This is a genomic window from Moorena bouillonii PNG (assembly GCF_001942495.1).
In the GTDB taxonomy this organism is placed as follows: domain Bacteria; phylum Cyanobacteriota; class Cyanobacteriia; order Cyanobacteriales; family Coleofasciculaceae; genus Moorena; species Moorena bouillonii.
The window spans coordinates 2,232,957-2,259,953 of the sequence record NZ_MKZS01000001.1; the positions used below are offsets into that span (position 1 = coordinate 2,232,957).

17 protein-coding genes and 1 pseudogene are annotated in these 26,997 nt (G+C 42.4%); 6 read left to right on the plus strand and 12 right to left on the minus strand.

From position 1 onward, the window contains the following. Nucleotides 1-248: 248 nt before the first annotated feature. Nucleotides 249-932 carry a calcium-binding protein gene (locus BJP37_RS09340; protein WP_143727538.1) on the plus strand — a complete coding sequence of 228 codons (684 nt, stop codon included), beginning with the start codon at nt 249-251 and terminating at the stop codon, nt 930-932. A 404-nt stretch (nt 933-1,336) separates the two neighbouring features. Here BJP37_RS09340 and BJP37_RS09350 read toward each other — a convergent pair whose 3' ends face one another. Further along, nucleotides 1,337-2,224: a metal ABC transporter permease gene (locus tag BJP37_RS09350; protein WP_075898246.1), complete on the minus strand. Its 888-nt coding sequence runs from the start codon at nt 2,222-2,224 to the stop codon at nt 1,337-1,339. A 166-nt stretch (nt 2,225-2,390) separates the two neighbouring features. Then, a complete protein-coding gene (locus tag BJP37_RS09355; protein ID WP_143727539.1) occupies nt 2,391-3,209 on the minus strand; it encodes a metal ABC transporter ATP-binding protein in 819 nt (272 codons plus the stop codon). A gap of 319 nt (nt 3,210-3,528) precedes the next feature. On the opposite strand from BJP37_RS09355, the gene BJP37_RS09360 reads away from it, so the two are divergent. After that, nucleotides 3,529-4,506, plus strand: a complete 978-nt coding sequence (locus BJP37_RS09360; protein ID WP_075898248.1) for a metal ABC transporter substrate-binding protein — start codon at nt 3,529-3,531, stop codon at nt 4,504-4,506. A gap of 57 nt (nt 4,507-4,563) precedes the next feature. On the opposite strand, the gene BJP37_RS09365 is transcribed toward BJP37_RS09360, so the two are convergent. Continuing rightward, nucleotides 4,564-5,331: a hypothetical protein gene (locus tag BJP37_RS09365; RefSeq protein ID WP_075898250.1), complete on the minus strand. Its 768-nt coding sequence runs from the start codon at nt 5,329-5,331 to the stop codon at nt 4,564-4,566. A 258-nt stretch (nt 5,332-5,589) separates the two neighbouring features. On the opposite strand from BJP37_RS09365, the gene BJP37_RS43410 reads away from it, so the two are divergent. Further along, entirely contained in the window at nt 5,590-5,712 is a 123-nt protein-coding gene (locus BJP37_RS43410) for a hypothetical protein (RefSeq protein WP_269086974.1), read from the plus strand. A 99-nt stretch (nt 5,713-5,811) separates the two neighbouring features. Here BJP37_RS43410 and BJP37_RS09370 read toward each other — a convergent pair whose 3' ends face one another. Further along, complete coding sequence (locus BJP37_RS09370; protein ID WP_075898252.1) at nt 5,812-7,053, minus strand: tetratricopeptide repeat protein; 1,242 nt, start codon at nt 7,051-7,053, stop codon at nt 5,812-5,814. Between the two features lie 96 nt (nt 7,054-7,149). Here BJP37_RS09370 and BJP37_RS09375 point away from each other — a divergent pair, with 96 nt between their 5' ends. Both BJP37_RS09375 and BJP37_RS09380 read left to right on the plus strand, forming a co-directional pair. After that, a complete protein-coding gene (locus BJP37_RS09375) occupies nt 7,150-8,769 on the plus strand; it encodes a cation:proton antiporter (protein ID WP_075898254.1) in 1,620 nt (539 codons plus the stop codon). A gap of 210 nt (nt 8,770-8,979) precedes the next feature. Continuing rightward, nucleotides 8,980-10,089 carry a cyclic nucleotide-binding domain-containing protein gene (locus tag BJP37_RS09380; RefSeq protein ID WP_075898256.1) on the plus strand — a complete coding sequence of 370 codons (1,110 nt, stop codon included), beginning with the start codon at nt 8,980-8,982 and terminating at the stop codon, nt 10,087-10,089. 165 nt (nt 10,090-10,254) lie between these two features. Here BJP37_RS09380 and BJP37_RS09385 read toward each other — a convergent pair whose 3' ends face one another. Both BJP37_RS09385 and BJP37_RS09390 read right to left on the minus strand, forming a co-directional pair. Then, nucleotides 10,255-12,606, minus strand: a complete 2,352-nt coding sequence (locus BJP37_RS09385; RefSeq protein WP_075898258.1) for a tetratricopeptide repeat protein — start codon at nt 12,604-12,606, stop codon at nt 10,255-10,257. A gap of 149 nt (nt 12,607-12,755) precedes the next feature. Beyond that, nucleotides 12,756-14,390: a porin family protein gene (locus BJP37_RS09390; protein WP_075898260.1), complete on the minus strand. Its 1,635-nt coding sequence runs from the start codon at nt 14,388-14,390 to the stop codon at nt 12,756-12,758. 470 nt (nt 14,391-14,860) lie between these two features. On the opposite strand from BJP37_RS09390, the gene BJP37_RS09395 reads away from it, so the two are divergent. Continuing rightward, nucleotides 14,861-15,667 (plus strand): hypothetical protein, encoded by an 807-nt coding sequence (locus tag BJP37_RS09395; protein WP_075898262.1) that lies wholly within the window; start codon nt 14,861-14,863, stop codon nt 15,665-15,667. A 166-nt stretch (nt 15,668-15,833) separates the two neighbouring features. Here the strand turns inward: BJP37_RS09395 and BJP37_RS09400 are convergent, their stop codons facing one another. From BJP37_RS09400 to BJP37_RS09425, 6 genes and pseudogenes are all read right to left on the minus strand, one after another. Further along, on the minus strand, nt 15,834-16,121 hold the full coding sequence (locus BJP37_RS09400; RefSeq protein ID WP_070392150.1) for a 2Fe-2S iron-sulfur cluster-binding protein: 288 nt from the start codon (nt 16,119-16,121) through the stop codon (nt 15,834-15,836). A 61-nt stretch (nt 16,122-16,182) separates the two neighbouring features. Then, nucleotides 16,183-17,409, minus strand: coding sequence for a hypothetical protein (locus tag BJP37_RS09405; RefSeq protein WP_075898264.1), 1,227 nt, complete (start codon nt 17,407-17,409; stop codon nt 16,183-16,185). A gap of 204 nt (nt 17,410-17,613) precedes the next feature. Then, nucleotides 17,614-19,287 carry a PfaD family polyunsaturated fatty acid/polyketide biosynthesis protein gene (locus tag BJP37_RS09410; RefSeq protein ID WP_075905931.1) on the minus strand — a complete coding sequence of 558 codons (1,674 nt, stop codon included), beginning with the start codon at nt 19,285-19,287 and terminating at the stop codon, nt 17,614-17,616. A 214-nt stretch (nt 19,288-19,501) separates the two neighbouring features. Next, on the minus strand, nt 19,502-20,380 hold the full coding sequence (locus tag BJP37_RS09415; protein WP_143727540.1) for a hypothetical protein: 879 nt from the start codon (nt 20,378-20,380) through the stop codon (nt 19,502-19,504). Nucleotides 20,381-20,397: 17 nt separating this feature from the next. Beyond that, the gene (locus BJP37_RS09420; RefSeq protein WP_075898268.1) at nt 20,398-25,149 is read right to left on the minus strand and encodes a PfaB family protein; all 4,752 of its coding nucleotides are present in this window, start codon (nt 25,147-25,149) and stop codon (nt 20,398-20,400) included. 100 nt (nt 25,150-25,249) lie between these two features. Beyond that, nucleotides 25,250-26,977: pseudogene (locus BJP37_RS09425) on the minus strand (SDR family NAD(P)-dependent oxidoreductase); the annotation flags it as partial. Nucleotides 26,978-26,997 lie beyond the last annotated feature (20 nt).

A 26,997-nucleotide genomic window follows, 5' to 3' on the forward strand; every position in this document is an offset into this window, starting at 1 on the left:
AAAACTAAGTAAGTAGGTGGGTTTAATTATCCGTAAAATAGCGATTGAAATTGAAAATCCTGAAAACCACTTGAATAAAGGCTTCCAGCTTTATTTTCGGATTTTTAGTTTTAACGTTTATTTATTCCCAGCTACTTACAGCAGTTTTCAGATACAGCCTCAGACACAACCTCAGATATAACTTCAGATACAGCTGAGGAGTGGGTTACATAGCAACTAACGATTCATTAATTACGGAGCAAACATCAATGAGTTTTTTCAATAATATCACGGGAACACCAGGCAATAATACCCTGTTCGGCACTGTCGAAAACGATTGCATTGACGGTTTGGCTGGCAATGACACCATCACTGGTAGTGAGGGAATTAATTTTATTTCCGGCGGTGATGGTAATGATCGCATCGACGGTGGTTCACGGCAGGATGTGATTTTCGGTGGTAATGGTGATGACACGATCGCTGGTAGTGAGAGCGTTAATTCCCTTTTTGGCGATAATGGTAATGACTTGATTTACGGTGGTTCACAGCAGGAGGTGATTCTTAGCGGTGGTAACGGTAACGATACCATCTTCGGTAGTGAGGGGAATAATCGAATCTTTGGTGGTGCTGGTGATGACATCATCTATTCTGGCTCTGGCAATGATTTGATTGTTAGTGGCAGTGGTAACGACACCCTGTGGCTAGGAGGTGGTGAGGATGTAATTTTCCTCGAAAGCGGCAATGGCTTTGATACTATCAACAACTTCCAGCTTGGTCTAACTATCTTTGATCTTGCCAATCCTAATCAGCTCAGCATCATTGATGGTGATAATGGTGCTGAAATCTCGAGGGGCGGAGATCTCTTGGCTGTGGTGAGTTGGACTCAAGCTAGCACTCTCATCGACAATTTCTCTGAGGTGTTTGTCGACAATCTCTCTGAGATCTTTGTCTAGGGTTTTTCTGCAAGTTTCCGGTGGAGCAAAGCTTGCCGGAGCATAGAATCATTTTTTTGCAGAATTCTTGTTAGAGGAGGTGAGGAAGATCTTAGAATTAAAACTTCGGTGATCTTCCCCCTCTTTCCCTTCTTGGTATTCTCACCAATGAATGATAAGATGTCAGGATAATTAGTGATAAAAAAACATCTCCGATTCAACCTTACTCCTTTCCTTCTGCCTTCCTTTTTGCCCGTGCGCGAAGCACAATCCCATACCAGATATAGCATTTCCAAATAAATGGTAAAAAAAGATGACAGTTCTTTCCATTCCCAAAAATTATTATATACTTTATTATCTCTTGCCTCTTGCCTCTTGCCTTTCTAAAAGGGGACTATGTTCACAACTGAAATAAAAATGCTATATCAACGCCACAACCTCTTAATTTCCTGCCAAATTTGTGATTGTCCTAACTGAGTATTCGGATGAGTTAACACTCCCTGACTGGGACTAAATAAAAATGCCAGCATAAATAAACCAAAAGCTACTAAAACAATTGCTGGTCCAGAAGGCAGATTAAAAAAATAACTCAGGTACATACCAGTAATACTAGCTATTACCCCAAGGGCTGAACCCAAAATCATCATCTGGTGCAACCGATTGACTAATAAGTAAGCTGTTGCTCCTGGTGTGATTAACATCGCTAGCACCAAAATCACTCCAACTCCTTTGAGGCTAGCGACAATGGTCAAGGCAATCAAGATCATTAGACCAAAGTTCAGCAAGTTGGTTGGTAAACCTGCTGCTTTTGCCCCTAAGGGGTCAAAGGTATAATACATTAATTCTTTGTACAGCAGGAGAATGATTGATAGTACAATGGCGGTGATAATGGCTGTATTGATTACTTCTTCATTGGTTACACTCAGAATATTGCCGAATAGGAAGTGATTGAGGTCAATTTTGTTATCTTTCTCCATTACCGTAATTAAGGTGATACCGAGGGCAAAGAAAGCGGAAAATACAATCCCCATGGCGGCATCTTCTTTAATTTGCGATCGCGTCCGGATCCAAGTAATCACCACAGTGCTAACCACCCCAGCAATAAAGGCTCCTACAAAAATGTCAGCACCGATCATAAATGCGATCGCTAATCCTGGTAGTACAGAATGACTGATAGCATCTCCGAGTAAGGCAAGTCGCTGTACCATTAGGTAGCTACCAACTGCGGCACAAACGATACCCACTAACACCGCAGTAATTAGCGATCGCTGCATAAACCCATACTGCAACGGCTCAATTAAAACCTCTAACATATAACATTTTCAGGTGAGATGTCAACATAAGATTGATGGTAAAAGGGAACAGGGAACAGAGAACAGGGAACAGGGAACAGGGAACAGTAGAAAAGAGCGATGGGAAGATTTTTTTGTGCTATCAGAAATCAGCTTTTGCCTTTTGCCTTTTCCCTTTTGCCTTCTTTCACTTTACAGCAACTGGATCTAACCAAAAAACGACTTGACCACCATAAGCCTGTTGCATATTAGCTGCACTCAATACCTCTTGCCTACAGCCACTAGCAATTAACTCCCGATTCAACAAAATCAAATCATCAAAATGAGTCATCGCTTCTCCCAAATCATGGTGAACGACTAGCACAATTTTTCCGGCATCGGCGAGTTGATGGAGGATAGTAAAAATTACAGCTTCAGTTTTTTTGTCAATACCAGCCATCGGTTCATCAAAACAGAATATATCTGCTTGTTCAGCTAATGCTTTAGCGAGAAAAACCCGCTGCTGCTGTCCTCCCGATAGCTGTCCAATCGGACGATTGCGGTAATCACTCATGCCAACTTGTTCAATGGCATCCGCTGCGATCCGCCGGGATACCGTGGAAAAGCGACGAAACCATCCTGTTTTCCGGACTCTACCCATTAGCACAACATCCCAGATAGTTGCGGGATAAGTCCAGTCAATTTGCGTCCGCTGTGGCATATAAGCCACATTTTCTAACTGTTCTATCAACGGTTTTCCCTGATACATAGCAAAGCCCGTGGCAGTGGGAATTAACCCCAGCATGGCTTTGATCAGAGTACTTTTCCCTGCACCATTCGGACCAATAATTCCGGTTAATCGTCCTGGTTTGATCTCACAGTTGATATCCCTGAGTGCTTCCACTAGGCGGTAGTGTACACCCAGTTGCCTTAGGGTAATGGTTCCTGTCTGGGACAGATTGCTATATCCAGCTTGGTGTTTCCTCTTGGGAGAAGCAAGGTGATGAACCGAGGCAGCATGTGGCATAGAGGGTTCCGGAAACAAAAAATGATACAAATATGAAAATAGTTTATCATGAAAAATGAAAAGAATATGATAGGATTTATGCTGCAAACCCAGTTTGTTAGCCATGTAGCGCCTTCATGAGGGGGTTTCCAGGCCAGTTGCTCATGGTGCATGGGTCTGTGTGGGTCACCTGGGTCCGCACCTTGAAAGCCCCGTGGAACGCCAGTTGCTCATGGGGGTTCCCCCCATGACCGGGCTGGATCGCTGTTTCAATCCCCTGAATTCCTTCGTGGGGTATTTTTGAATTTTGAATTGATAATTTTGAATTGGAGCGAAGCGGTTGAGAGTAATTATTCAGTCTCACAGTAGAAAGCGCCAATGGTGGCTGACAGTAGTAATCATTTTAGGAGTCTGGATCAGTGGGTGTGATACCACCGGAACAAACCAGAGTGGTATTGATGGCGATGATAAGCCCAATGTAGTTACCACTAGCACTATCATTACCGACTGGACGAAACAAGTAGGAGGAGATGAAATTGAACTGACGGGTATCCTAAAACCCGGAGCAGATCCCCATGTCTATGAGCCAGTCCCAGCAGATACTATTGCGTTGGAACAAGCTAATCTGATTTTATACAATGGCTACAATCTGGAACCAGCACTGATTAAGCTGATTAAGTCGGCTGGGGTTAACATCAAGACCTTTGCGGTTGGGGAAGTGGTGTCACCCTTGGATTTTGAATACGAAGGAAAGAAGGAACCGGATCCTCATGTTTGGGGAGATGCTAAAAATGCGATCGCAATGGTGAATGCCATTCGGGATCAGTTGATTGAACTCTCACCAGAGGACAAGGAAGAATTTACCAAGAATGCAGCACAGCTAACTGCTGAATTAAAAAAGCTTGATGCTTGGATTATCCAGCAGATTCAAACTATTCCTAAGAAGCACCGCTACCTAGTCACAACTCATGATGCTTTTCAATATTATGCTAGTGCCTATGGCATACCAGTAGCTGGAACCTTAATTGGCATCAGTACTGAGGAACAACCCAGTGCTCAGACTGTCAAGGGTTTGGCAGACGCTATCAAAAAAATTGGGGTTCCGGCGATTTTTGCGGAAACCACGATCAACCCAGCTTTGATCAACACTGTGGCCCAGGAAGCTGGGGTGAAATTAGCCCCACAAGAATTATACTCTGATTCCTTAAGTGTACCAGGTAGTGAAGCTGATACTTACATCAAAATGTTAATCACTAATACTCAAACAGTTGTGGAAGCCTTAGGAGGGAACTATCAAACGTTTAATCCAGTTGACTAATGTAGTTTACTAATACAGTTGGCTACTTGCCAGAGACTTGTTTTAGTTTTTAATAATTTAGGCAACTAATGAACTTTGTTCAACATCTATCATCCGAAAATAAAGTACTTGTTCATTAATTTCTAGATTATTGATAATTTTCACAGTAGCCAGTAACCCTTCACTAATAAGTTCACTCTTGACTTCACCGTATTCCGTTTGCAAGATAATATTTTTTTCCCGGTCGTCATGGGAGACATTATTAGGATCTGTCCAGGTCCCTTCTCCTCCTATTTGGGTTACCGCTACCATGAAGTCTATAACGTGGAATTTATGCTCTGGTACGATCAGCGTCAACAATTCTCGTTCTACTCGATCAAATCGAACATTGGTATCTTTATCTCCAAAGAGCAGTGCGTAAAACACATCTTTAGCTTCAAGCAAAAGTTCATTACCCTTACTACTCCTTTCGGTGTTAGTAATTAAAGCTGTTCCTTTTTGAGGAGGATTTTTTAGGTATCCTTGTGCTTCGAGTTGCTCCCGATCTAGTCTCTTATACCTCTTGATAATTTGGGCCAGTTTGTCCTCATCAAGCTGTATCTTAGAGATGCGTTCAAGTCTAGCCCGGTGTTTTCTTTCTTTATCTTCTAGGGCTAAAGCTAGTTTCTGGGTAGTTGGCGGTTTTATCCCACAGACCAATTGGTTGTCTCGGCTTAAGGTTAATGAGATGATCTGCTCTACTAACCACTCTTTATCCTGGCTCATGAGGATTTTGCGCAACCGCTCACTGAATTCGTCAGATAACTCTGTCTTGATTTGGTCGATTAATTTATTAAGGGTTGTCACGGCCACTCTCCTTGTCTAGTGTAGTCACCCATTTAACTGGCCTATACCAAGTGGCGATCAAAGTGGTAATTTACTGATAGGATTACCGTTGGTGTTGACTAGTATTTGACTAGTATTTGACTATTAATAGTTAACATTTAACTCTCAACGGTCAACCTTAAACATAGTTACCCCAAGGAATGCAACATGGTATTACTTAATATTTTGGCTTGAAAAATTATAAATTGGGAATTGGCTAGACAAGATTAAATAGAAGAAATGTGCGATAAGTTACCAAATTACAAAAAACTAAGCTATCACACTGGTAACTTGTACATTCAAGTAGATGGAGCAGATGGGGTAACGGATGAATTAGGACATGTAACGAATGAGACGATATAGGCAATTTCAAAACCCTTAAACTGTCTGCTAACTACCAGTAGCTACCTGCTCTCTAGATGCCAGCAAAGGTAGACAAAGAGATAAATACAATGGTCAGATTTATGGATTAATTAGATCTTGAAACCGTTGCTCGTCTTTAATCATGTCAAAATCCGCATCAATATTAATGATAGACTTAAGTCTATCATTCAAACTCATCGCTTGTTCTAGACTTGCAATTGCTGAGTCAATCTCACCGTTTAAGGCATAATAACAAGCTTGGTTGTAGTAAAGATTAGATGAATTTGATTTTAGCTGCCGTACTCTTTCCAAACTGTCCCAGGCTTCTTGATAGCGACCAAGTTTGATCAAGGCATAGGCTCTATGGTTCCAAGCATGATGAAAATCTGGGTTGATCTGAATAACCTGATCATAGGAAATCAGTGCTTCTTCATAGTGTTCCATGTATCTGAGAGTATAACCTTGTCCAAACCAACTCCTAAAGTTGTTCGGATTAATTTTAATCGCCTCGGCATGGGCAGCGAGGGATTCGTCATATCGCTTTAATCTCTGCAGAGCTTGGCCTTTTCCTGACCAAGCCACATCGGAATCTGGCTGGAGCTGAAGCGCTTTTTGATAGGATGCGATCGCATCTTGATAGCGATTTTCAATCCACAGAGCGTGTCCTTGATTGATATAGTCATCAACTGTTAAGTATAGCTGGGGATTAGCAGACTTTAACGACTCCAGCTGTTTAGTTAGCTCTTCCAGTTTTTGTTGGACTTCTGGAGCAACAAATTCTTCTTGGATAATGGACGGAGTAATTCGAGAAATTTCGTTAAAAATCTGCTCTTTCTCATGTTGAGCAGCCACAACTAGATGCTGAAGTTGAGAAACTAAATCAGATTTAAGGGTTTCCAGCTCCTGCTTAAAAGCTTCAACTTGTCGTTTTAATTCCGTAGTGACTTCAGCGTCAATTTGCTCTTTTATTTTTTGTTCAGCTTCTTCTTGGAATTGCTTTTGCGTCTCAGACACTAATTGGTTGATGATGCTACGTCTTAGCAAGAGCACTGCCAGACTAGTAACAATAGGGATGGCGATTAGTACTGTAATTAAAAGGTTAAGCAGGTTAATCGTCCAGTCAAAGGTTCGATGAACTTCCGATTGGATCTGATTGCGAATTGTGTAGCTTTTCTCTAGATGATCATTAATTAACCTTTCCACTTCCTCGCGTTGTTGGTTGGACAGTGGTGGAGTTGGTGGTGTAGAGTCAGTAAATGATGAATTAGGTTGAGCAATTGCCCCCTCAACTGATAGCAGTAAAGTAGCCAAAGTAATAGCAAGGTTAGGCTTGATTTTCATAACCACTGATATCAAGTATTGCCAATCCGAATCAACTGTGTTTTCATAATTGAGCGACAAGTAATTACATTTTATATACGAGCGCGAACATTTCGGATGCTAGCCAGTACAATATGGATCTTATTGATGGGCTTTTTTGGGGGTCAACTTGCCCGTCGTTTGGGAGCACCTCCTTTGATTGGCATGATTGTGGTGGGTATCCTAATCGGACCAGAAGTGGGGGATGCGATCGCACCACAAGTCCTAGTTATGGCTGATGACCTACGCACCTTCGCAGTTATGGTCATTTTAATGCGGGCAGGACTGGGATTGGATCTTGAGAAACTCCTGGAGCAAGGAACTGTTGCGCTAAGGTTAGGCATTTTGCCCGCCATCACCGAAGCGATCGCAGTAGCTGTTGCCGCCATGATACTGTTTAATTTCGATTTTCCCACTGGATTACTCCTAGGCTGTGTAGTCGGAGCAGAATCCCCCGCCGTAATTGTGCCAGGAATGCTGCGACTCAAAAGTTTAGGGTGGGGCGTAGCTAAAGGGATACCAGATGTGATTCTAACTGGGAGTGCCTTATCCGATGTCCTAGTATTGCTACTCTTCAGTTTGATGGTGAATTTCTTGGCACAGGGAACAATCAACAGTAATGCTCTCCAGTTCCTACCCCTGCAAGTTCTAATCCAGGTCGCCCTTGGTGTCTTAATTGGATATATCGCTGCTCAGTTAATTATTTTCCTATTAACCAAACAAAATTGGACCGAAACTATCGTCCAAGATACCTTAATTACCGCAGCACTTGCCTTATTATTGGTAGTTTTAGCTAAAACTATGCCATATTTTTCTGGCTATTTAGCTACCATGGCAATGGGATTTTTCCTAATAGAATTAGACCCTCCCTTAGCACGGCGCTTGCGAGTGGAATTTAACCATCTGTGGGTAGTAGCAGAGATTATTCTATTTGTCTTGATGGGAGCCAGTATTCAACTGCGGGTATTAGAAACAACCCTGTTACCTGGCATTGTAATCCTCGCAATTGGCTTATTTATCGGTCGGATGGTCGGGTGGTATCTCTCCACATTGGGCAGTAATTGGACTTGGCGAGAGAAACTGTTTTTGTTGCCCGGAAACTCCGCAAAAGCCACAGTACAAGCAGCCATTGGTGGTATTCCCTTGAGTCAAGGGCTAGAAGGAGGTCAAACAATTTTAGCGATCGCAGCCCTCTCGATTTTGATTACCGCACCCCTAGGGGCTTGGGCAATTCCCACCTTTGCCCCTAAACTCTTATCCCAAGACCCTGTAGACCCCACCAAAGTAACCGTTGCCTCTCATACTCTCCTACTAGCCGCTGTCGATACCTCTAGTTTAGCCACCCACGTATTAACTAAAGTAGCAGATTTAGCAAGACGAAGTAATGGGGAAGTTATTGTTTTACATGTGAGCACAACATCAAATCAGCCAGAAGTCAAGCAGTTACAGAACCAAATCAAACGCTTGCTCTTGGATATTCGGCATCAGTTTATTACCGTAACCGGTTCGATTCCCGAAGAAATTGTTCGCATAGCCCAAGAGCATCAAGTAACAGATATAGTGATCGGAAAACGGGGACATCAACCCTGGCAGCAAGTGCTGGTCGGTTCCGTATCTCAGGCAGTGTTAGAAACCAGTCCAATTCCAGTAATTTTGGTTGAAGAAGTAGAACGAACCTCTCAAGCTTCCCACCACTAAAGCAATCGCTCTTAAAACAAACCCCAAACCATTATAATGTCAGTGGTAATACGCAAGTAAAGAGCAAAATAGATCACAGTCATAATTCTTTAAATTATGGCTTTGCCATCTGTATCATTTTTTGATACTTTAAAAAAAAACAGCGACTAAGTCGTTGATTTGATTTGTTGATTTGATTTCTTGTTACCCTCAAATGGGCAGTATTAATCCATGTTAGAGAAGTTTGATATTTTAGGATACCTGAACGAAGATCAGTTAAAAGAGGTAGAGAAGATTGGAGAAATTAAAAAATACTCTCAGGAAGAGTTGATTGTCAAAGAAGGAGAATATAGTAGTGAAATTTACTTTATTATCTCAGGAGCCGTTGATTTATTGAAAGTTGAAACCCGTACTAATACAAATATTAAATTTGGAGAAATCCTAGCCGGGGAAACTTTCGGAGAAATGTCATTCTTCGATGAAGGACCTAGAACTTGCTCTGTAATAGCACAACCGAATACTGAAGTTTATATCTTATCTAGAACCCAGCTGCTCGAGAATGTCGATGACGCTCAAGAAATCATCAAGATTATAGATGAAGCAATAACTTATGACGTCAGTAAGCGTCTACGATATTGGACTACTCAATATACAGCTAATCTCCAAGAACAAATCGACCAGCTAAAAGAACGCAATAATTTTGGCTTGTTTTTCGTAATCATATTCGTGATGTCGCTGATCGCAATACTGATTAATTCATGTTTGGATGATTTTTTCCCAAATTTTCTGAATCTTTATTCAGTGGCGTTTATTTGGATACATCTTGTAGTAATAGTCATTCCTGCTTTAATTACCTTGACAAAGTTTAATATTTCTTTAGATCAAGTAGGAGTGACAAAAATAAATTTTAAAAAATCTGTTTTAGATGGCTTGATAATCAGTGGATTAGGAATTATATTAATAGGGTTAATAGCGTTTGGAATAGATCTAATTACGACCGGAAATCAATTAACATCAAAAATATTAAAATTTCCGATATCTTTAGTATCTGTGATGTCATTCACTTATTTTATACACTCTTATATACAAGAGTTTGTCCGAGCTACTGTGCAAACAGCTTTGCAACGATTTCTCCTAGATGAAAAAGGTTACTTTTCTGTTTTTATTGCAGCAATTTTATTTGGAATGTTTCACGTTAGCCTAGGAACTCAAGCGATACTAGTTACATTGGTTGCTGGGGAAATATTTGGTCTAATTTACCTACGTAGTTACAATTTGATAGGGGTATCATTAGTCCATTACCTTCTTGGCTATCTATTTATATATATAAGTTTAATTTGAGATGTTAAACTAGCTTCAAGTCTTATTTAAACAGGCTGCTTGGTTCATAAATAAAATCGAAATGCTATCAGGTGCTAGGCTTTAAGGACTAAAACCTAACACCTAAAAGCTAACACCTAAAAGCTAACATCTTGCCCTAATCATAAAAACTAAATTGAAAGGGTATTAGTACCGCTCCCAATAAGGCTGAAAACCTCGCCGTTTTAGAATATCTACCTCCAGCCGCAGGATACGATTATCGAGCTTAGGATTAACTGTCCCTGTAGACTCTTTCTCTTCAAAGTTGAGTCCTTCAAACCGTTGGAGGGCTGTAAACGGAAAGTCTTGGGCAACACTTAATTCAGCCAAATTTTTGCGAGCCGATAAATTCTTTGGCTCCAGTTCTAGTATCTGTTTATAAAACCCCGTTGCCTTAGCATAGTGCTGTTGAGTAAAGTTAATTCCTGCCAAGGCTAGTAAGGCACCAATTTGATTAGGATCCCGTTCCAAAATTTCTTCGTAAGCGTTGCTAGCTAATCGCAAATCCCTCAATCCCATAGCCAATTCTCCCTGCACAAAGTAGGCATCGATATTATCAGGATTACCGGCAATCCACTCAGCTATTTCAGCTTTAGCTAACTTAGGCTCTCGCTGTGCTAAAACCTGTAGCCGTCGCAATTGTACAGGAGCATTATCTGGTGAGACCTCTAGTAGAGTAATGTACAGGGTTTCTCGTGCTGGGTCAGCAGGCAAAGCACCCACCAAACTCAACAATTCCGGCGATGGATCAATAGAAGGCTGAGTCTGTAGCCATTGATTGAGTACCCCTTGCGCTTCCTGTTGGTCAATACGTTTAGTTTGATATGCCACACTAGTACGCCCCAGCTGGGCTAATAAATCATTGCGATCGCGAGATAGCAGCTGGTCATAGATAACCAGAGCTTTCTGTGGATCACCTTGGGCAATGTGGATTCCCGCTAACCCCCGCAAAGCACCATTGAACAAATTATTATTTGGATTACTCTGAATAATTCTCTGATACCGCTGGATACTGGCATCGAGATTTCCCTGGCGACGGTCAATCTCTGCTAGCAATAATTCCGTACTCTGGTCGGAACCACCAGTAGAGGTTGCCCTGTAACTGTCAATTGCACTTGTTGCCTGGGCTAGTCGATTCTGCTTTATCAAAATCTGAGCAACACGGAAATGCAAAAACGGTACATCTACCCCTGTAGCCAGCAAATCTTGGTAAACACTCAGCAGTTCTGGCTCAGGAGGGTCTAGACGCAACAAAGCTTGGGCTAAATCTCGCTGCTGAGCTGGTTCACTCGGTAGAGTTTGGGTTATCTCAAGCAACCGCTGTCGCCGTTGAGTTCCGGATAACTGTCCCAATTTACCTTCTAGAATAATCTGCTTCACCAACAAGCTTTGGTTATTCGACTTCACCAACAAGCTTTGGTTATTCGACTGCTCCTCGGTCAACTGCTGATAAAGCCGTAGAGCTGATGCCCACTGGCTTGGTACCTCACTCATCACATCAGCCACTTCCCTGACTAAAGCAACAGATGGCTTTGGTGTTGAGGCCAGTACCTGACGGTAGAGAGTAACCGCGTCTTCGGTTAGGTCAGAGCGACTCTCACGACGACCAATTTCTGAAAGGGCCCGGGCTAAGGGTAAAGCCGCCTCATCTCTCCCTCGCAACGGTTCTAGGACAGACAAAGCTTCTGTCAGTTGCCCAGAAGCTTGATAAGCTTGAGCTAAATCAGCCCGTAGATAACTATCATTGCCATAGAATTGGGAAAATTGATTGAGCTGAGCTTCCAATACCTGTACCGCCTGAGCAGGATTCCCAGTTTCCCGTAGAGCCAGAGCATAGGCTCCCGCTGCATTTCCCGGAATCGGCTGACCGTTAGCTTGGTAACGATCAAATAGCTCTAGCCCTTGCTGATAGTCACCACTGTAGGTATAGATTTGAGCAGCACCAACAATGATTTCTGGTGTAGGATTGCTCTCCAGCAAAATTTCATAATCAGCTAGGGCTTCCGGAAAACGACCTTGGTAGCCCAGCAGTAAAGCCCGCTGAGCACGAACACCAGTATCATTAGGAGTTAGGTTTAATAAAGTGGTTAGGGCTTCAATCCCATCCGCCTGCCATTCAGCACGATAACCTCCCAATTCTCCTACCGCTTCCAGAGCCTCTTTATTGTTTGGGTCGATGGCTAAGACTTGTTGATAAGCAGCCCAAGCATCTGCATCTCGCCCTGCTCGCTGATACGCTATCGCTAGACCTAACCTCCCTTCCTTCGATTGGGGAGAGCCTTTTAGAGCTTGTTCAAAGGTTGCGATCGCATTATCTACCCATCCTTTCTTTAACAGAGAGTAACCTCGGCGTACAGCAGAAGTAACTTGTGCTTGGAGCGCTGGTACCACCGATTCAACTGGGCTGAAGATTAATACTCCTGCTAACCCAAAAACCATCAAAAAGACCCACCAACGCTGCCAGTATAAATTTTTTTTGCCAAGATAATGGTTATTCATTGGTCAAAAGGATGAAGTATGAACTATCAAGAATGAAGGATAAACTATCAAGGATAAACTATCAAGGATGAATCAGTGTCTATGTTCTATCTATGTCAGCAATTCTATTAGCGAGTAGCTTGAAAAACCTATTACTCATTACTCAGCACTCAATCCCACAGATTACTCACATCAAAATCAGCCCTGACTCGAACACCAAGAATTGTATCTGAAAACTCATCTCGTCCTTGCAAAGTCACACCTGCACGCACATTAGGTGAAACACGCACGTCATAGAACAATTCCCAAACATCTGGTACTTTATTACCTTCGTCCTGGCGCAAGTCATCATTAGACAATTGCCGACCATAGCCAAGCCCTAGTCGGTCATCATCCATAAACAAATCTAAGAGGTTCAGACCCACACTGTAGGTATCCCCGCTTTCCTCTAAATCAAGATTTTCGTACCAACCATAGCGCCCAAACAGTCCCATCTTGAGAGCAGGAATATATAGTTCTCCATTAATCCCGTAAGCTTCTTCGCGGTCAGAGGACTTCGGACCAAACTCGTTATCCCCTCGGTTCAAAGAAAAAATTTCCTGGAATCCATCTTTCTGAGCATCCCGAGCCGATAGGTAAGTCCCCCGAATGATTGCTGTACCTACCCGGAAAGCTAGCTCTGAAGAAAACCCATCAAAAGCAAAATCATCCAGGTCTCGGTCTGAAGAAAAGCCCGCAGCTCTTACTTCCAGGTTGTCGGTTAGATTCCAGTTGAGCAGCACCCCCGGACGAGACGCAATACCAGCTGCTGCCAGAGCAGGATTCGTCTGAAACACCGGGTTAAAGAAATGGGTCGTACTATCTTTAGCAAAGCTATTGCGGTCAAAATAAGATGTCAAATCCATTAGACCAACCACAAAGCGCAGATTAGAATAGCTAGGCACAGAAGTGGTAAAGTAAAGTTCATTGATACTTAATCCGGTTTCCTCGGTGTCGGAAAAGCCCTCCCCAGTGGTGAGGTCAACTGTGGCACCAAACAAAGCATGGGGAGAAAGGGGATAAGTTCCTTGCAGCCGTAGTCTCGCTGATGTGTCTACCTGATTCACCAAGGCACCTTGTATGTTTAGGGTCGGAGCTAACGGGTTATCATCCTTAGGGTCAATCTCTGGAATTAATGGACGCTCTGGTGCTTCCTCAAAGTTGGTTTGTGCCAGCTTCTTAGGCTCAATCGATACCCAATCATCTTCACTGGGGTGGAAGTTCTTAGGGTCATATTGCTTGGATAAACCTACAGTCCTATCAAAGTCCCTCAGGCAGCTTTCGTTTGTGTAGCCACAACCAAATTCTTGTCCGCTACTAACCGAGTAGTATTGGCTGTTCGGGTTTGCTTGAAACCTAGCCCTCATCCTCGTGCATGAATCCTTAACAGCCCAGTCCTCCTGGGCCTTTTCAGGCAAATTTGTAGAGTTGAACCTGTCCAGCCGGTCTTGGTCTGTGTTGCTCCAGACATTATTCTGTGATGGTTTCGAGGTTTCGCTCTTAGGGCTAAGAGGTTTTTCCGAAACAATTTGATCCGGAAGACTAAGACATAGCCCCGAAAAATGAGCATAGGCTGGTTCTGTTTTCAGACTAGCAACACCTAACAAAAGTGATAGGGTGATCGGGGCTATAAAACCCCATTTGGCTAAGGGGGAAGTCGAGGCAATGGATAATAAGAAGTAACTTAGCCCAACCGAACGCTTTAAGGCGCTCATACTTGGTTGATTAGGATCAATAGCAATAGGGATTTGATTTATGTCTATCATGAGCACCACAATCAATTAAATATAACTGTGCTTAGTTCACATTTATAGGGAATAAACGTTGTTTTACCAGCAGATAAAATATTATCCGTTTTTTTTTCGGTATAGATAATTATGTAGGTTATATAATTACGAATCTTGATTACTTTTTTCAAAGTATTAGGGTGAATTTTATCTCACAAGGTTTGGTAATTCATCCATGTTATTATACCAAGGCTAATAGACTTGATATCACTCTCAAATTCATACAACAAAAAAAATAAATAATTGCTTATTAGGAGATAGTTAACGCCCAATTATTCATCATATAAATAATAGACATGGTTGAAATAGCCGCCTGAAACCATAACATAAAAAAAATAACTCAATAAATAAAAATTAACCATAGTAAACCTTAATCAATTTTATTTGATTAAAATAAAATTTAACCTGTTAAAATTTTATTTAATGACATTTTTATGCAAGTATCGGCTATGCACAAAACCTTTATTTTTATTTGGGCAAAAAAAATAGTCAAACAAAATCTGACCCATTTGTTGAAAAGGGTATTTAGCATCTTTATACTCTTACTATTAAGTACTGGATGCACCCAGATTCCATTACCAGGACGGCAATTAACTAATCGATTACTCGGTCAACCTCCCGAAGCAATTTTTCAGCTTACGGTGACCAAATCAGACCGTCCAGGGATCTACACCGTAGCAGGAACCACGAATCTTCCGGAGGAAATTCCCATCACGGTAGCAGCGATTCGCTATTTGCACCCTAATCAACAGCTCTCTTTCAACAGAGACCCAAATTTTATCTATTCAATTCTGGCTTATCAAAATGTCGATGTAAAGAAGGGAAGATGGCAGACCGACTTGAAACTATGGCAAATTGCACCAGACGGTCAGTTTCAAGAAGTCTGGCAAATGGATCAGTCCAAACTTGGGTTATCACTAAAACCAGCAGAGGAAGTAACCTTCCTAGCCACCCTCACCCCCAAAGAGTCCCTCTGGGAACTAGAAGAGGAGTTAAAGAAGCAGCGAATAACCTTAGCAAGCAGCCTGATCAACAATACATCCGATGGTCAACGGTATGTCCAGGCACGTGAAGTTCTGTCCGTTGCCTTACCCACCGGTCAGACTAAACCACCTGAACCTAGACCTGAGGATATTAATGATGGGTGGGGCAAGCGGTATCTGCTGCTACCAGAACCACCGATTATTTATAAACTTGACAAGCCTAGTCAACGTCGAATCGATGCTCCCCTTTCAACTCCTGAGTTTTTACAATGATATCTGGTTTAAGGAGTGATGGAGTGATGGGGTGATCGGGTGATCGGGTGACCGAGTGATGGAGGGATGGAGTGATCACTCCATCCCTCCGTTCTTGTGCTTGGACAAAAGATACTGTGGAAAGGGAATTTTCCTCACCTGTTTATCCCCTCACCTGTTCATCCCCTCACCCCTTGAGAGTACTGATACTAATATCGCCCATCACAACACACTGGCAAGCTAGACGTGCGTGAGGATTGTCTGGAGCTAACACATCAAGCAAATCCTGCTCATCAGCTGTGATAGGTGACAGGTGTTCAATGCCTCTGACTACCTCGATTAGACAGGTGCCACAGGATGCTTCCCGACAACCAAAAAGAAGGGAAATGGGATGCTCATCGCAGATCTCAGCTAGATTTTGGTTAGGTTCGACCTCAAGGGTTTGTTGATCGTCTTCAACGTGAATACTCACCATAGCAACAATTTGGGTATCTCATGTATAACATTACTGGAGCAGGAGCTGGCAAAAGTTTGACCTAACGCTTAACGGATCTCGAGAACTGCTTAAACTCTCGAATGTTATTTGCAACAGCTTTTTCAACTGAACCGGATGAAGCCATCAGACGCATCTCGCGATTAACAGGTGACAGATAGTCTAGACCTTCAAGAAACTTGCGGATATCCGATAGAAGACGCTGGTGATATTTAGCTGCCACATGTAAGCCTTGATGTTCCTGACAGAAACACTTCTCCATCATCAGTAGTGCTTCTTGCTTAGACATGCTAAATAGAGGTGTTTGCAAGAGCTTATACACCATAGGCATAAGATTTCCACCAAAGGTACCAGGGAGTGTAGTAGATAGCCCATTAAACACATCGGTTTGTAAGCTGTGGATCGTTTGGTTACCAATGTACTTCTCCCAGGCGTTTGGCTGAGGGAAATCCTTATAGATTTCGTGGGACATTAACTGAGACGTTGCGGTGTGGAAACTTTCGTCTAGTAGATGATAACGAGAAACTGCTGTTGGAGCGGGAATAAACTCACGATTTTTCTCTAATCTCTTATATAACTGGGAAAAACTATATTCCTTATTTTTGAGATTTAAATTGCCGATCCCACGGGCAGTATAGTACTGGCTCGCTAGAAAAGGAGAATTACTGATACTGATGGTGTACACTTGCATTCCCAAAGGAGAGCTTGTACGTCCACCCATCCCTTTAAAAGCAGCTAATGTTTTATCCATTTCCTTAGGTTTGGTTGACCTAGGACAGTGAAAAACTGTTTCGCCCATTAGGGCTAACTCTGTCTTACTACCAATAGTGTTAAAGGCACGAACATGGTAACGTTCTTGATTAGTTTCAAGGTCTAGCGCATGGCAGAGAACTTCGTAATCATCAAAGGGAAAGAAGGCATTTGCTGTAACTTCATTAAATAAAATTGTATTCGTTTCAGTAGCAGCAATTAAATAGTAATTCAAAGCCCAATAAAGATGGTTTAGAGCTTTTTGTTGTGAGGGTGAAGCCGCTTCATAGAGGGGGCTACCGTACAGCATTGAAAGCTCAGGTTCACCCCAGTAATAATCGCTATTGCTGCTATAATCAAAGTTTTTATACAACTCCTCTATCTTTTCGGTGTAATCTGACTCAGTGTTACGCCGATAATTAACATCCATCAGCTTAAGATTCTTGCGACCATGGACAACCTTGTCTGATGGAGTTGAAAATTGACTTCCTTTTTCTGGTGCTTTATGGGTTTTTAGCATACTATTCTCCTTAGGTAAAAATTACGTAATCTACGTAATCTATAAGTTAGATGGTCTCCAGTACCCTGCAGTATTGTTCATAGTAAACGTGGCAATTGGTAATGGGTAATGTATCAATAGTAATTACAATTACCAATTACCAATTACCAATTACCAATTACCAATTACCAAGCTTGACAATATCGATAATTAAAAATTCACAATTTAGGAAAGAGGAACTGGGCGATACTGACTGTAGTAATCTGGCATTTGGAGTCCTTGAATTTTTAAACTTTGTATTCGGTGTAAAAATGCAGCCCCATTCATGATGTGGTGAGCCACATCAACCACACTGCGATTGTTTGGAGCAGCGAGGTAAGACCCTTGTACCCAGTTATTAAAGCTGCCCATGGCAGGTCCGCACCAAATCTGATAATCGATTTCTCTGCCTTTCTCCCCTGACTTCGACCAACGAGATGACAATCCTAGGTACCAGCGAAAAATCAGAGCCATTTTTACCTTAGGATTATTGGCAGCTTGTTTTATTTTATCAGGATTTCGTTGGGATATATAAGCTATGGTATCCTCCCAGATAGCTTCTATTTTTCTCTTGAAAATTTGTTTTTCCAGTTTTTCTCTTTCCTCGATAGGAATAGCTTCAATCGAGTCATAGCTTCTATATAACTCAAAGAGTTTCTGGGCCCGTAGGGGGAAGAGGCTACCTTTTTTTAGGACTTGAAGTTTTACCCCCATTTCAAACATATCTGCTGCTGGAGCCATGGTGACATCAGTCATATCAGCTTTAGCCAACACTTCCTTGGTATGTTGAGAGGTTCCAGCTTCAAGGCAAGACTGATTAATAGAGCCAGTCATAACATAAGCCGCACCCATCATAAAAGCAGCTAAGGCTGATTGTGGCGTACCAATCCCACCAGCAGCTCCAACTCGAATCGGGTTTTCATAACCATATTTTTCCTGAATTTCATCCCTCAATTCCAAGATAGAAGGTAACAGACAAACCAAAGACCGATTATCTGTATGACCACCTGAATCAGCTTCTACGGTGATATCGTCTGCCATGGGAACTTTTTCTGCCAAAGTTGCCTGTAGATCACTGATTAATCCCTGCTCAACAAGTTTTTTAAGGATTTGTGTTGGAGCAGGCTGGAGAAATTTCGCAGCAACTTCTCTTCTGGATATTTTAGCAATAACTTTATTTTTGATTTCGATTTGATTAGCGGTATTGAGTCCTAATCCAGCAGCTCGATAATAAACAATATTGGGAGTTAAATCTAGAAATGCAGACGCTTCTACAGTTTGAACACCATAATTGAGAAATAGATCAACAGCATGGCGTTCAATCGCAGGTTCACTGGGACTATGAATTAAATTAAAGGCGTAGGGACCTTGGGGTAAGGCTTGTTGAATACGTTTAATAGCTGCTTCCAGGCGGGAAGGACTTAATCCGCCAGCACCAAATGAACTCAAAATTCTCTCTTTGCCGAGAGCAATGACCATCTCCTCAGATGCAATTCCACCAGCCATCGCTCCAGTAACATAGGCAGATTTTACCCCATGAAAGGATAAAAAACTGGGATCGCCTAACTGTTGAATTTGTATTGGTGGAACTGCCATCAGCAGTTCTACTTGAGAGCTCTTGCCATTTTCGGAAGGATACCAGTAGCCTTCTTGGGTTACGCCAATCTGTCCTTGGGATCTAACGATATAACAGGACTTTTCTAAATCTAGCAGTTTAGCCTTAATTCCTCGATCATCAAATGCTATCCCATCCAAATCCCCTTTCCAACCTTGATTTTGACCATAGAAACAATTAAAAAATCCAATTTTATTATCTTTTTGATTATTATTTTTGCTTAGAGGTTTATCTAAAGCAGTCATTGGTTTAGAACTAGTTTGAGTCATTATAATACAGCTGATTTGGTTAAATTAATAATTATAGTTTAGTAGATTGGCATGAAAATTACCTGTCCAAATTTTGGTAATATCAAGTCCGATAGCTTATTTTAATTGGGTTTTACTGCTACCAGACTTGATATCAAATCAGGCTAGTTAATTGATACAGAACCTTTATCCTATTAATGTTTTTCTCAGGTTATGAGAGATTATTGTAGGTGTCGATAGCAAATTGGGCACGCTCATCAGGAGATTCTATTTCAGCAAACTGCTCAATAAAGTTGTTCGCCTCATCAAAGCTCCACAGCGGATCACCACCTTCTCCGTTCTGGGCTATATAGTGTACGGCAGCCTTAAAGACAGCACGAGCAGCATTTTTGGTATACGGCACACCTGGATCACCACCACCAAACTCTAAATCCAGATGCCAGAGCAAGACATTGCACTCTGCAGGAAATGGTTTGTGCTCCCGCAGCTGCATAGTTTCCATGCAGCGTTCATGGGAATAGGAATCAGCAAGGGAATGGAGAAAAATCGCTAAAGCCGTGATAGAGCTTGCCGGTACAGTTTTGAATCTCCGACGATTCAAAGAGTATTTAGGCGTTACCAGTAGATCGTCAGAATTGCCGTAAAGAGCCCACTGGTCCATGGTATTTAACTCTGGGATTCCCCTTGGACAGGAGTCGGAACTGTCCGTGAAGTAGTTGCAAGTGTTGCATTCGCTGGCGTCAGTGGGATAGGACACACCGAATGAATCAGTGCAACCGCGTCGGGGAAAGTGCCAGTATAGACTATACGGGCCAAAGCGTCCCGTATTGGTGAGACGCACGTTGGTGCCGTTGTAACCTGTGAAATTAATTGAGTCCACAGCTTGATTGGTAACTGCAATCTGTTCTGCCAATTCTGGCGAGAAACCCGCTGCCCGCACTAGGGTGCGGGTAAATTCGTAATGAAAGGTACTGTGTTCTTTGAGTCCGTTGCGGTAGAACTCGTTGAAGGCATTTGTAGGTAACACCCAGCAGAGAATTAACACGATGGTAGATACCCAAGTCAAGAAAAATAGTGTTTTACGCTTCATGTTTGGTTGATACACAATTATGATTCAGAATCAAGCAACTGCTTTGAAAACGTTACTTGGTGCTGAATAATGTCGCCAATTTGCTTCAAGGATTCTTGTTGATTCCTTAAAAAAGCAGCATGGTTTTTGGTGATGCGAGATGTATTATAACTCAGTTTTTGATACTGATTTTTTTGTAATCCAATTAGGGTTATTTCCGGAACAAAATTGTGATTTTTTTGGGATAATTCTAGACTGCAACTATTATTATCCAGCGGCATTTTATTAGGGTGGCCACAGTCTAATTTTTCGGTGCTTGTAAGGCTGTAATTTAAAGCACACTTAGCACTATTTTCATGGTTTAGGACAGTACTTTGAATATTTGATGAAGTTACGGGTTCAGATGGTTCAAAATTGGGCAAAGTTTGTGGCTGTTCCCAAGTCTTATGAATTAAGACATTTGACGATAGAGTTTCAGCAATTTCCTGGTTAGTATTGCTCAAAATTCTGGACTTAATCCGGCTCCCACCCAAGGTTATGGTTTTAACCATTGAGCGCCGCTGACCAGCATTTTCTGGTTCCTGAGTATACAGCGGCGACAAATCTAGAGAGACTTGATGACTAACTAGCTTGGCCAAAGCTTTGACAATAGAGGTATGGTCGTTTGAACCTCTTTTATTGAGGGAAACTGTGACATGTTCCTTATCCTTGAGGTTTTCACGAATCCATCTAGAACAAGTACTCCCAGCGCCTACCTCCACAAAGATCTTGGCTCCATTGTCATAAACTTGGTTAATTAGCCGAGGAAAATCGAGGGGCTGACAAAGACCCTTGGCGATAGCGTGACCAATGGCATGGCTCTCAAGGGTAATGGGTTTGTAATCGGCTGCGGAATAAAAAACAGTCTCTGGTTGGCTGCCGATAGGTAAACTGGTCAGTCTAGCAAGTTCATGGTATTCAGAAGCCATGGCGTCACAATGAAGTACATCATCGGCAGGAGCACGGAAGGCATCGCATTTAAGAGTGTCAATCATCCTCCGACAAGCTTGAGGATCACCAGCAATTACCACTTCTTTTGGGGTATTGATATGAGTAAGGTAGACGCGATTCTCATGTTTGAGATATTCCACAACTTGGTATACCGGAGTCATCAGAACATAGGTACTCCAAATTTGTTTGTCCTGATCATCCTTGCCTTGGGGTAATCCCCAATACTCGCGAACTGCGTTTTTAGGACCAGACAGTCTTTTGCTAAATATAGGAGAGGAGCTTAAGCCATCGATAGCTTGATCATAGTTACTCCAGACGGACTGACCAATCATCATACTAAGTTCTCCTAGGCTGTAGCCAAAGGTAGATTGAGCTTGAACTTGGAAATAATCCCTCATGATTATGGTCAAGATTCCACCAAAGGCCATTCCAGATTTGAGCATGGTATGGGAATCGTCTAACAGTTGCTGTTCAAGGACTTCGAGTTGCCTTCTGGATAAGGAATTTAAGCTCCTCGGATAAAGAAGTCTTTCCCTGAGGATCGAACCTATATTGGCGACATGTTTATCTGCCTCCTCGTAGAGTTTGGGAAATAGCTGAAAAAGATTCTGACCTAGTCCAATATAGGAATTGAAAGCACCAGGATAAACAAACGCAACGGTACCCCGTTTAGCCAGTGGTTTAGCTGTAAAATAGCTTCCCATAGGCGTTTGCCAGTCTTTACCTTTCTCAAAAGCCTTGGGAATCCCCTTCATTGCACGCTGGATCTCTCGTTTTAATTCATCGTTGTTGTGTCCGAGAATTGCCAGGGTATAAGTTGCCTGAGAACGTTTTTGAAACCTGGTAAAGGTTTGGCGAGCAGCAGTAGATAGAGAAACACAATTTTCGATAGTTTCTTCTAAATTATGCAGCTGCTCAAGTAACTGTGATTGACCATCAGCAGCAATGGGAAAGAGATAAAATGGTGTTTGCTCCAAATAGTTCCTGTTGCGATCGTTCTGAGTCTGTTCCTCTGACAAAATTATATGGGCATGACTCCCCTCCAGTCCCATACCGTTAATTGCTGCTACTCGTTTGGTGCTCTCTGGTGCTAAAAACCAAGGTCTTGATGCAGTTGCCACATAAAATGGACTACCTTGCCAAACCTCCGGCATTTTAGGACCAGTCCATTGAGGTGTTGCTGGAATATATCGGTGATAGAGACAGAGTGCAGTTTTGATTAAGCTAGCAATTCCTGAAGCAACATAGGTATGACCAATATTTGCCTTGACACTACCTATGGCACAGTTTAAATCAGGCTTGGCAGTTTTATAGGCTTGGGTTAATCCACGAATCTCTGCCTCATCCTCCTGAGCTACTCCACTACCAAACACTTCTAAATAGCCAATATCCCCAGGTGTGATGTCTGCTTGAGTATGAGCCTGTTGACAGGCTTGTATTACAGCTTCAGCCAGAGGCGGTTGCGGGAAAGGATTGACCTGGTCTGATTTCCCACGGGCTTGTACCAAACTGATGGCATCAATCACTGCATAAATACGGTCTTGGTCTTGCTGGGCTGTATCAAGACGCTTTAAAACTACAGCGCCAGCCCCTTCACCAACCATCCAGCCATTAGTATTTTGGTCGTAACTCAGGGTATTGACTCCTGTGTTGACCTTTGCCAATTGGTTTCGCAACAAAACATTTTCCACGCCGCCAGCTAGGTCAACAGCACCCACAACAACCGCATCTACCTCCCCAGCAGCGAGTAATAGTTGTGCCGTTTCTAGAGCTTTGAAGGTGGAATTTTCCCCAACACCGAGGGTCAAGGAAGGCCCGTTGAAATCCCACAGAGCAGAAATACGACTGGCTGTGATCGCACCGATGTAACCGAGATAGTCACTGGTTTTTGCCTGGTTGTGAATGCTATCTTTAACAATGCTTTCTAGGCTATCGATAGCTTCGGAGAGTAAGGATTCATTCGTGTCAACAAAACTGTCTTTGAGTTGCCAAGACAGATGCCATCGCTGCTGAAGCTGGTGAGCAGCAAGTTGGGTTTCTGCAGCGATAATCACTGCCACATTTCCCCCCTCACTTAGTCCTGCGTCTTTCACCGCACCCTCGGCTACCTTAAGCATTAGCGGTTGTTCAGGGTTGAGTGTGTCTGCTTCATTGGGCGGTATCTTAAACCGTAATGTATCAATGTCAAAATCTTGGATGTAAGCGCCTAAGGGTGCTTTACCGTCTGTAAAGCCATAGTCCTTGAGCAATTGTTGTTCCTCGTCAATTCCCTTCCAGCGCTGCTTAGGAAGAGGGATAAAATGCTGGGCTCCATCATAAATACTGCGCTCAAACCGATCCAAGCCATCACAGGAGCCAAAAAAGCTGTCCATGCCCACAATCGCGATCTTAGTAGCTGGCACCGGTTTAGAGGCTTCCGGTTCAAAATCAGGGATTTGTTCGGCCTGAGTGGATTGCTCAAGAATCAAATGAGCATTATTTCCGCCAAAACCGAAGGTATTAATGGCTGCCCGTTTAAGCGGTTTATTGTTTGGCCAGGGAGTTGCAGCTCGAACCACTTGCTCCGCTGCAATCACATTATTAGGAGAGCTGAGGGGAGTCGCTATATTAATTGTCGGGGGTATTACACCCTTAGACATACTCAAAATGACTTTAATGATGCTAGCCATACCAGAAGCACTTAGCAGGTGACCCAGATTAGATTTGACAGAACCCACCAGCATAGATCCTTGATGCTGACCAAAGAAGGTATCTACAGAGCCAAGTTCAGTGGTATCACCAAGGAGAGTACCAGTAGCATGGCATTCTAAATAATCGATGCTCTTTGGACTAATGTTTGCCTCAGCATAGGCTCGTTTATAGGCTAAAATTTGGCCTCGGGGGTTCGGACTCAGCAGGTGCTTTCCCCGACCATCATTAGATAATCCGTTACCACAGATTGTGGCATAAATTTGATCACCATCTCGAATCGCCTCACTGTAGCGCTTGAGCACCACCATACCCATCCCATCCCCTGGGGTTAGACCTTTGGAAGATTGATCTAAGGGTCGGCTGAGATCATGTTCAGGGTAAGCCTGAATACCAGAAAATAGCATCCGAGCGAAAATTGGATCAGCATGACTCACGGCTCCCGCTAACATCAAATCAGCTTTGTGGGATAGTAGGTAATGACTTGCCAATTTCACAGCATACAGTGATGAAGAACAGGCAGAGTCTAGGGTATAGTTAATATCGGATAGAGAAAAAGCTTGGGCGACTAAGGCTGAAAGCGCGCCATAGTTCATCCCATTATAAAGAGATAATTTGTCAGATTTCGGTAATTTTGCCAACTGGAAGTTTTGATTCTGCAAAAGCTCCCTAAGTGCAGCTTCGATGGTGTCCTGATAAATCGATCCAAATAGTTGATTCGAGAGTTGAGTAATGCTTGAAACATTACCGAAAATTACACCACACTTTGAGAGCACCCTATCATTGTTCAAATAATTGCTGTGTTGCAATGCTTGTTTGGCAACATAGAGGCACCGTTGGAAGAGAGGATCTAACCCTTCAAGAAGTTCTGAAGGCAAGTTGTATCCAGTGACATCAAACTGAAAATCTCGGATATATCCTCCCCTTAAAGAGTAGCTTTTATCCGGTTGATTTTTTAATGGATTAAAAAAAAATGCCGGTTCAACTCCTATGTCATCCTCATTTAATTCGGAAGTAGAATCTTTTTTGCTAATCAGATTATGCCAGAATTCTTCTGGAGTTTTGGCATCAGGGAAGAGGCAAGACAATCCAATTATTGCTATTTTATCCATAAATTTTTGATCACAAAAGACAGCTTTTACAGCTTTTAATAATCAGCTTTAAAAAAATGTAGTTCCGGTATAATATTAATTGCTTTGATAAAAAAAACTTTTACCATAAAGGAAAAATAGTTCCTTTCCAGCCAAGCCAACGGGAATAAATTTGTCCTTCACGATTATGGGCTATCATATCAACAATGACATTTTTATTTACTTTAGATTTGAGCTCCGTAGATACATAAAACGTTTCTCCCGGTGGGATCATGGCAAATTGTTCAAATTTTTCCGATTGGGAAGGTAACAATTCCTCTTGATAAAACGCATAAATTAAAATTCCATTAGCGTGTGTCTGAAGATCAGCGATGTAGGGATTGAAAGTTTGAATTGTAAACTGCCCTTGTTGTCGGTCACTAATAGATGACCAACGACAGGCTGCTGTAATTTTTTTAGCAGTCAGATTCAAGACCCGTTTCACCCCCCAAAAGGAAGGGCCATGAAATAAGGTGCATTTTCCAGCTTGATATAATGGTGATTTAATCTGTTCAGGAATTTCAACATCTTCCTCAACGTTAACGCTCTCATAAGTGGGAGCACTCTTGATTTCTCTGACCAGCTTAATCTGAGCCCGATAATGCTCATGATAAGGAATTTTACTTTCTTCTTTTTTACTCCATATTTTTCCTTCAAATTCTATTGAACCGTCATTGGTCTTAGCAATTTCTTTGAGATCCAGAACATATTCACTTGCCAGATTATTATTGAAAATAATCCCTTTCAAGACCTTGAAATTTGTGTAACTGAAGAATTTGTAACCGGGATACAGTTGTTCACAGGCATTAATAATCCATGCTACGGCACAAGTAGCTGGCAATACTGGATAACCGCCAATGATGTGATCTTGTAAAAAGGGATTAGCGTCCAGTGTCAATTTGCGGCGAATACGATAGGTTCGTAACTCAGGGTTTAACTCCCCTAACACTGGTTCCAGTGGAGTGCCAATCACCACTTGCGCCGTTTCCTGATTGGCACTATCCAGTTCCTTAACTAGCATGTTTGTCCCCACTGGGATTGGAATAATTTCAATGTTGCGCTTAGCAAACGCCTTCTTTAGTTCCGAAGTCACCATACCACTGTCCCAAGGTCCCCAATTGATGGCAACCACATGGCAGGAGGGATGGTTTTGCTTGACCAGATGAGCTGATTTGTTGAGAATTTCATTTGCGATCGCATAGTCCGACTGACCGATATTTCCGTAAAAACCAGCTACAGACGAAAATAGAACTAAATAATCCAGTTGACCTGGGCTGACGCAACTCAGCAGATTTTCCAAACCCTTTACTTTGGTAGCATAAACGGTCTCAAAATCTTGTTCCGATTTCTTTTCAATTAATTTATCCGCTAAAACCCCTGCTCCGTGGATAATACCGGTAATTGGACCCATGCGCTCAACCACAGTCGCCAGCTTTTGCTGTAAGGCTAGAGCATCGGTTACATCAACATCAATATAGTCTACCTGACCGCCTGCCTGTTCAATTGCCAGGAGACTTTTGTGAATTTCTCGACTCGAAGCAATTGTCTTAAATACCCGTTGTACTTCCATGGGAGTAGGCTTCTGTCCTTGGGCACGGATATTTTCCATAATCCGTTTTTTCAATTCAGATTCATCAAAACAATCCTTTGCCCAATCTGGTTCATCTTTCATGATTGATGAACGACCCAGTAGAATAAATTTGGATGGTTGGTGCTGTGCCATCCGAATCACGCACTCAGCGGTAATGCCTTTTGCTCCGCCACTGACAAGAAACACTGATGATTGACTGATTTGAGCTGTTTGTATCATAAAGTTTCCCAATAATTGGA

Excerpts from the sequence above, each read along its gene's own strand:
- BJP37_RS09355 (WP_143727539.1), bottom strand. The coding sequence starts at position 3,209 with ATGCCACATGCTGCCTCGGTTCATCACCTTGCTTCTCCCAAGAGGAAA.
- BJP37_RS09380 (WP_075898256.1), top strand. The coding sequence starts at position 8,980 with ATGTTAGAGAAGTTTGATATTTTAGGATACCTGAACGAAGATCAGTTA.
- BJP37_RS09390 (WP_075898260.1), bottom strand. The coding sequence starts at position 14,390 with ATGATAGACATAAATCAAATCCCTATTGCTATTGATCCTAATCAACCA.
- BJP37_RS09385 (WP_075898258.1), bottom strand. The coding sequence starts at position 12,606 with ATGAATAACCATTATCTTGGCAAAAAAAATTTATACTGGCAGCGTTGG.
- BJP37_RS09395 (WP_075898262.1), top strand. The coding sequence starts at position 14,861 with ATGCACAAAACCTTTATTTTTATTTGGGCAAAAAAAATAGTCAAACAA.
- BJP37_RS43410 (WP_269086974.1), top strand. The coding sequence starts at position 5,590 with ATGTGCGATAAGTTACCAAATTACAAAAAACTAAGCTATCACACTGGT.
- BJP37_RS09415 (WP_143727540.1), bottom strand. The coding sequence starts at position 20,380 with ATGAAGCGTAAAACACTATTTTTCTTGACTTGGGTATCTACCATCGTG.
- BJP37_RS09340 (WP_143727538.1), top strand. The coding sequence starts at position 249 with ATGAGTTTTTTCAATAATATCACGGGAACACCAGGCAATAATACCCTG.
- BJP37_RS09375 (WP_075898254.1), top strand. The coding sequence starts at position 7,150 with ATGCTAGCCAGTACAATATGGATCTTATTGATGGGCTTTTTTGGGGGT.
- BJP37_RS09410 (WP_075905931.1), bottom strand. The coding sequence starts at position 19,287 with ATGACTGCTTTAGATAAACCTCTAAGCAAAAATAATAATCAAAAAGAT.
- BJP37_RS09370 (WP_075898252.1), bottom strand. The coding sequence starts at position 7,053 with ATGAAAATCAAGCCTAACCTTGCTATTACTTTGGCTACTTTACTGCTA.
- BJP37_RS09400 (WP_070392150.1), bottom strand. The coding sequence starts at position 16,121 with ATGGTGAGTATTCACGTTGAAGACGATCAACAAACCCTTGAGGTCGAA.
- BJP37_RS09420 (WP_075898268.1), bottom strand. The coding sequence starts at position 25,149 with ATGGATAAAATAGCAATAATTGGATTGTCTTGCCTCTTCCCTGATGCC.
- BJP37_RS09405 (WP_075898264.1), bottom strand. The coding sequence starts at position 17,409 with ATGCTAAAAACCCATAAAGCACCAGAAAAAGGAAGTCAATTTTCAACT.
- BJP37_RS09350 (WP_075898246.1), bottom strand. The coding sequence starts at position 2,224 with ATGTTAGAGGTTTTAATTGAGCCGTTGCAGTATGGGTTTATGCAGCGA.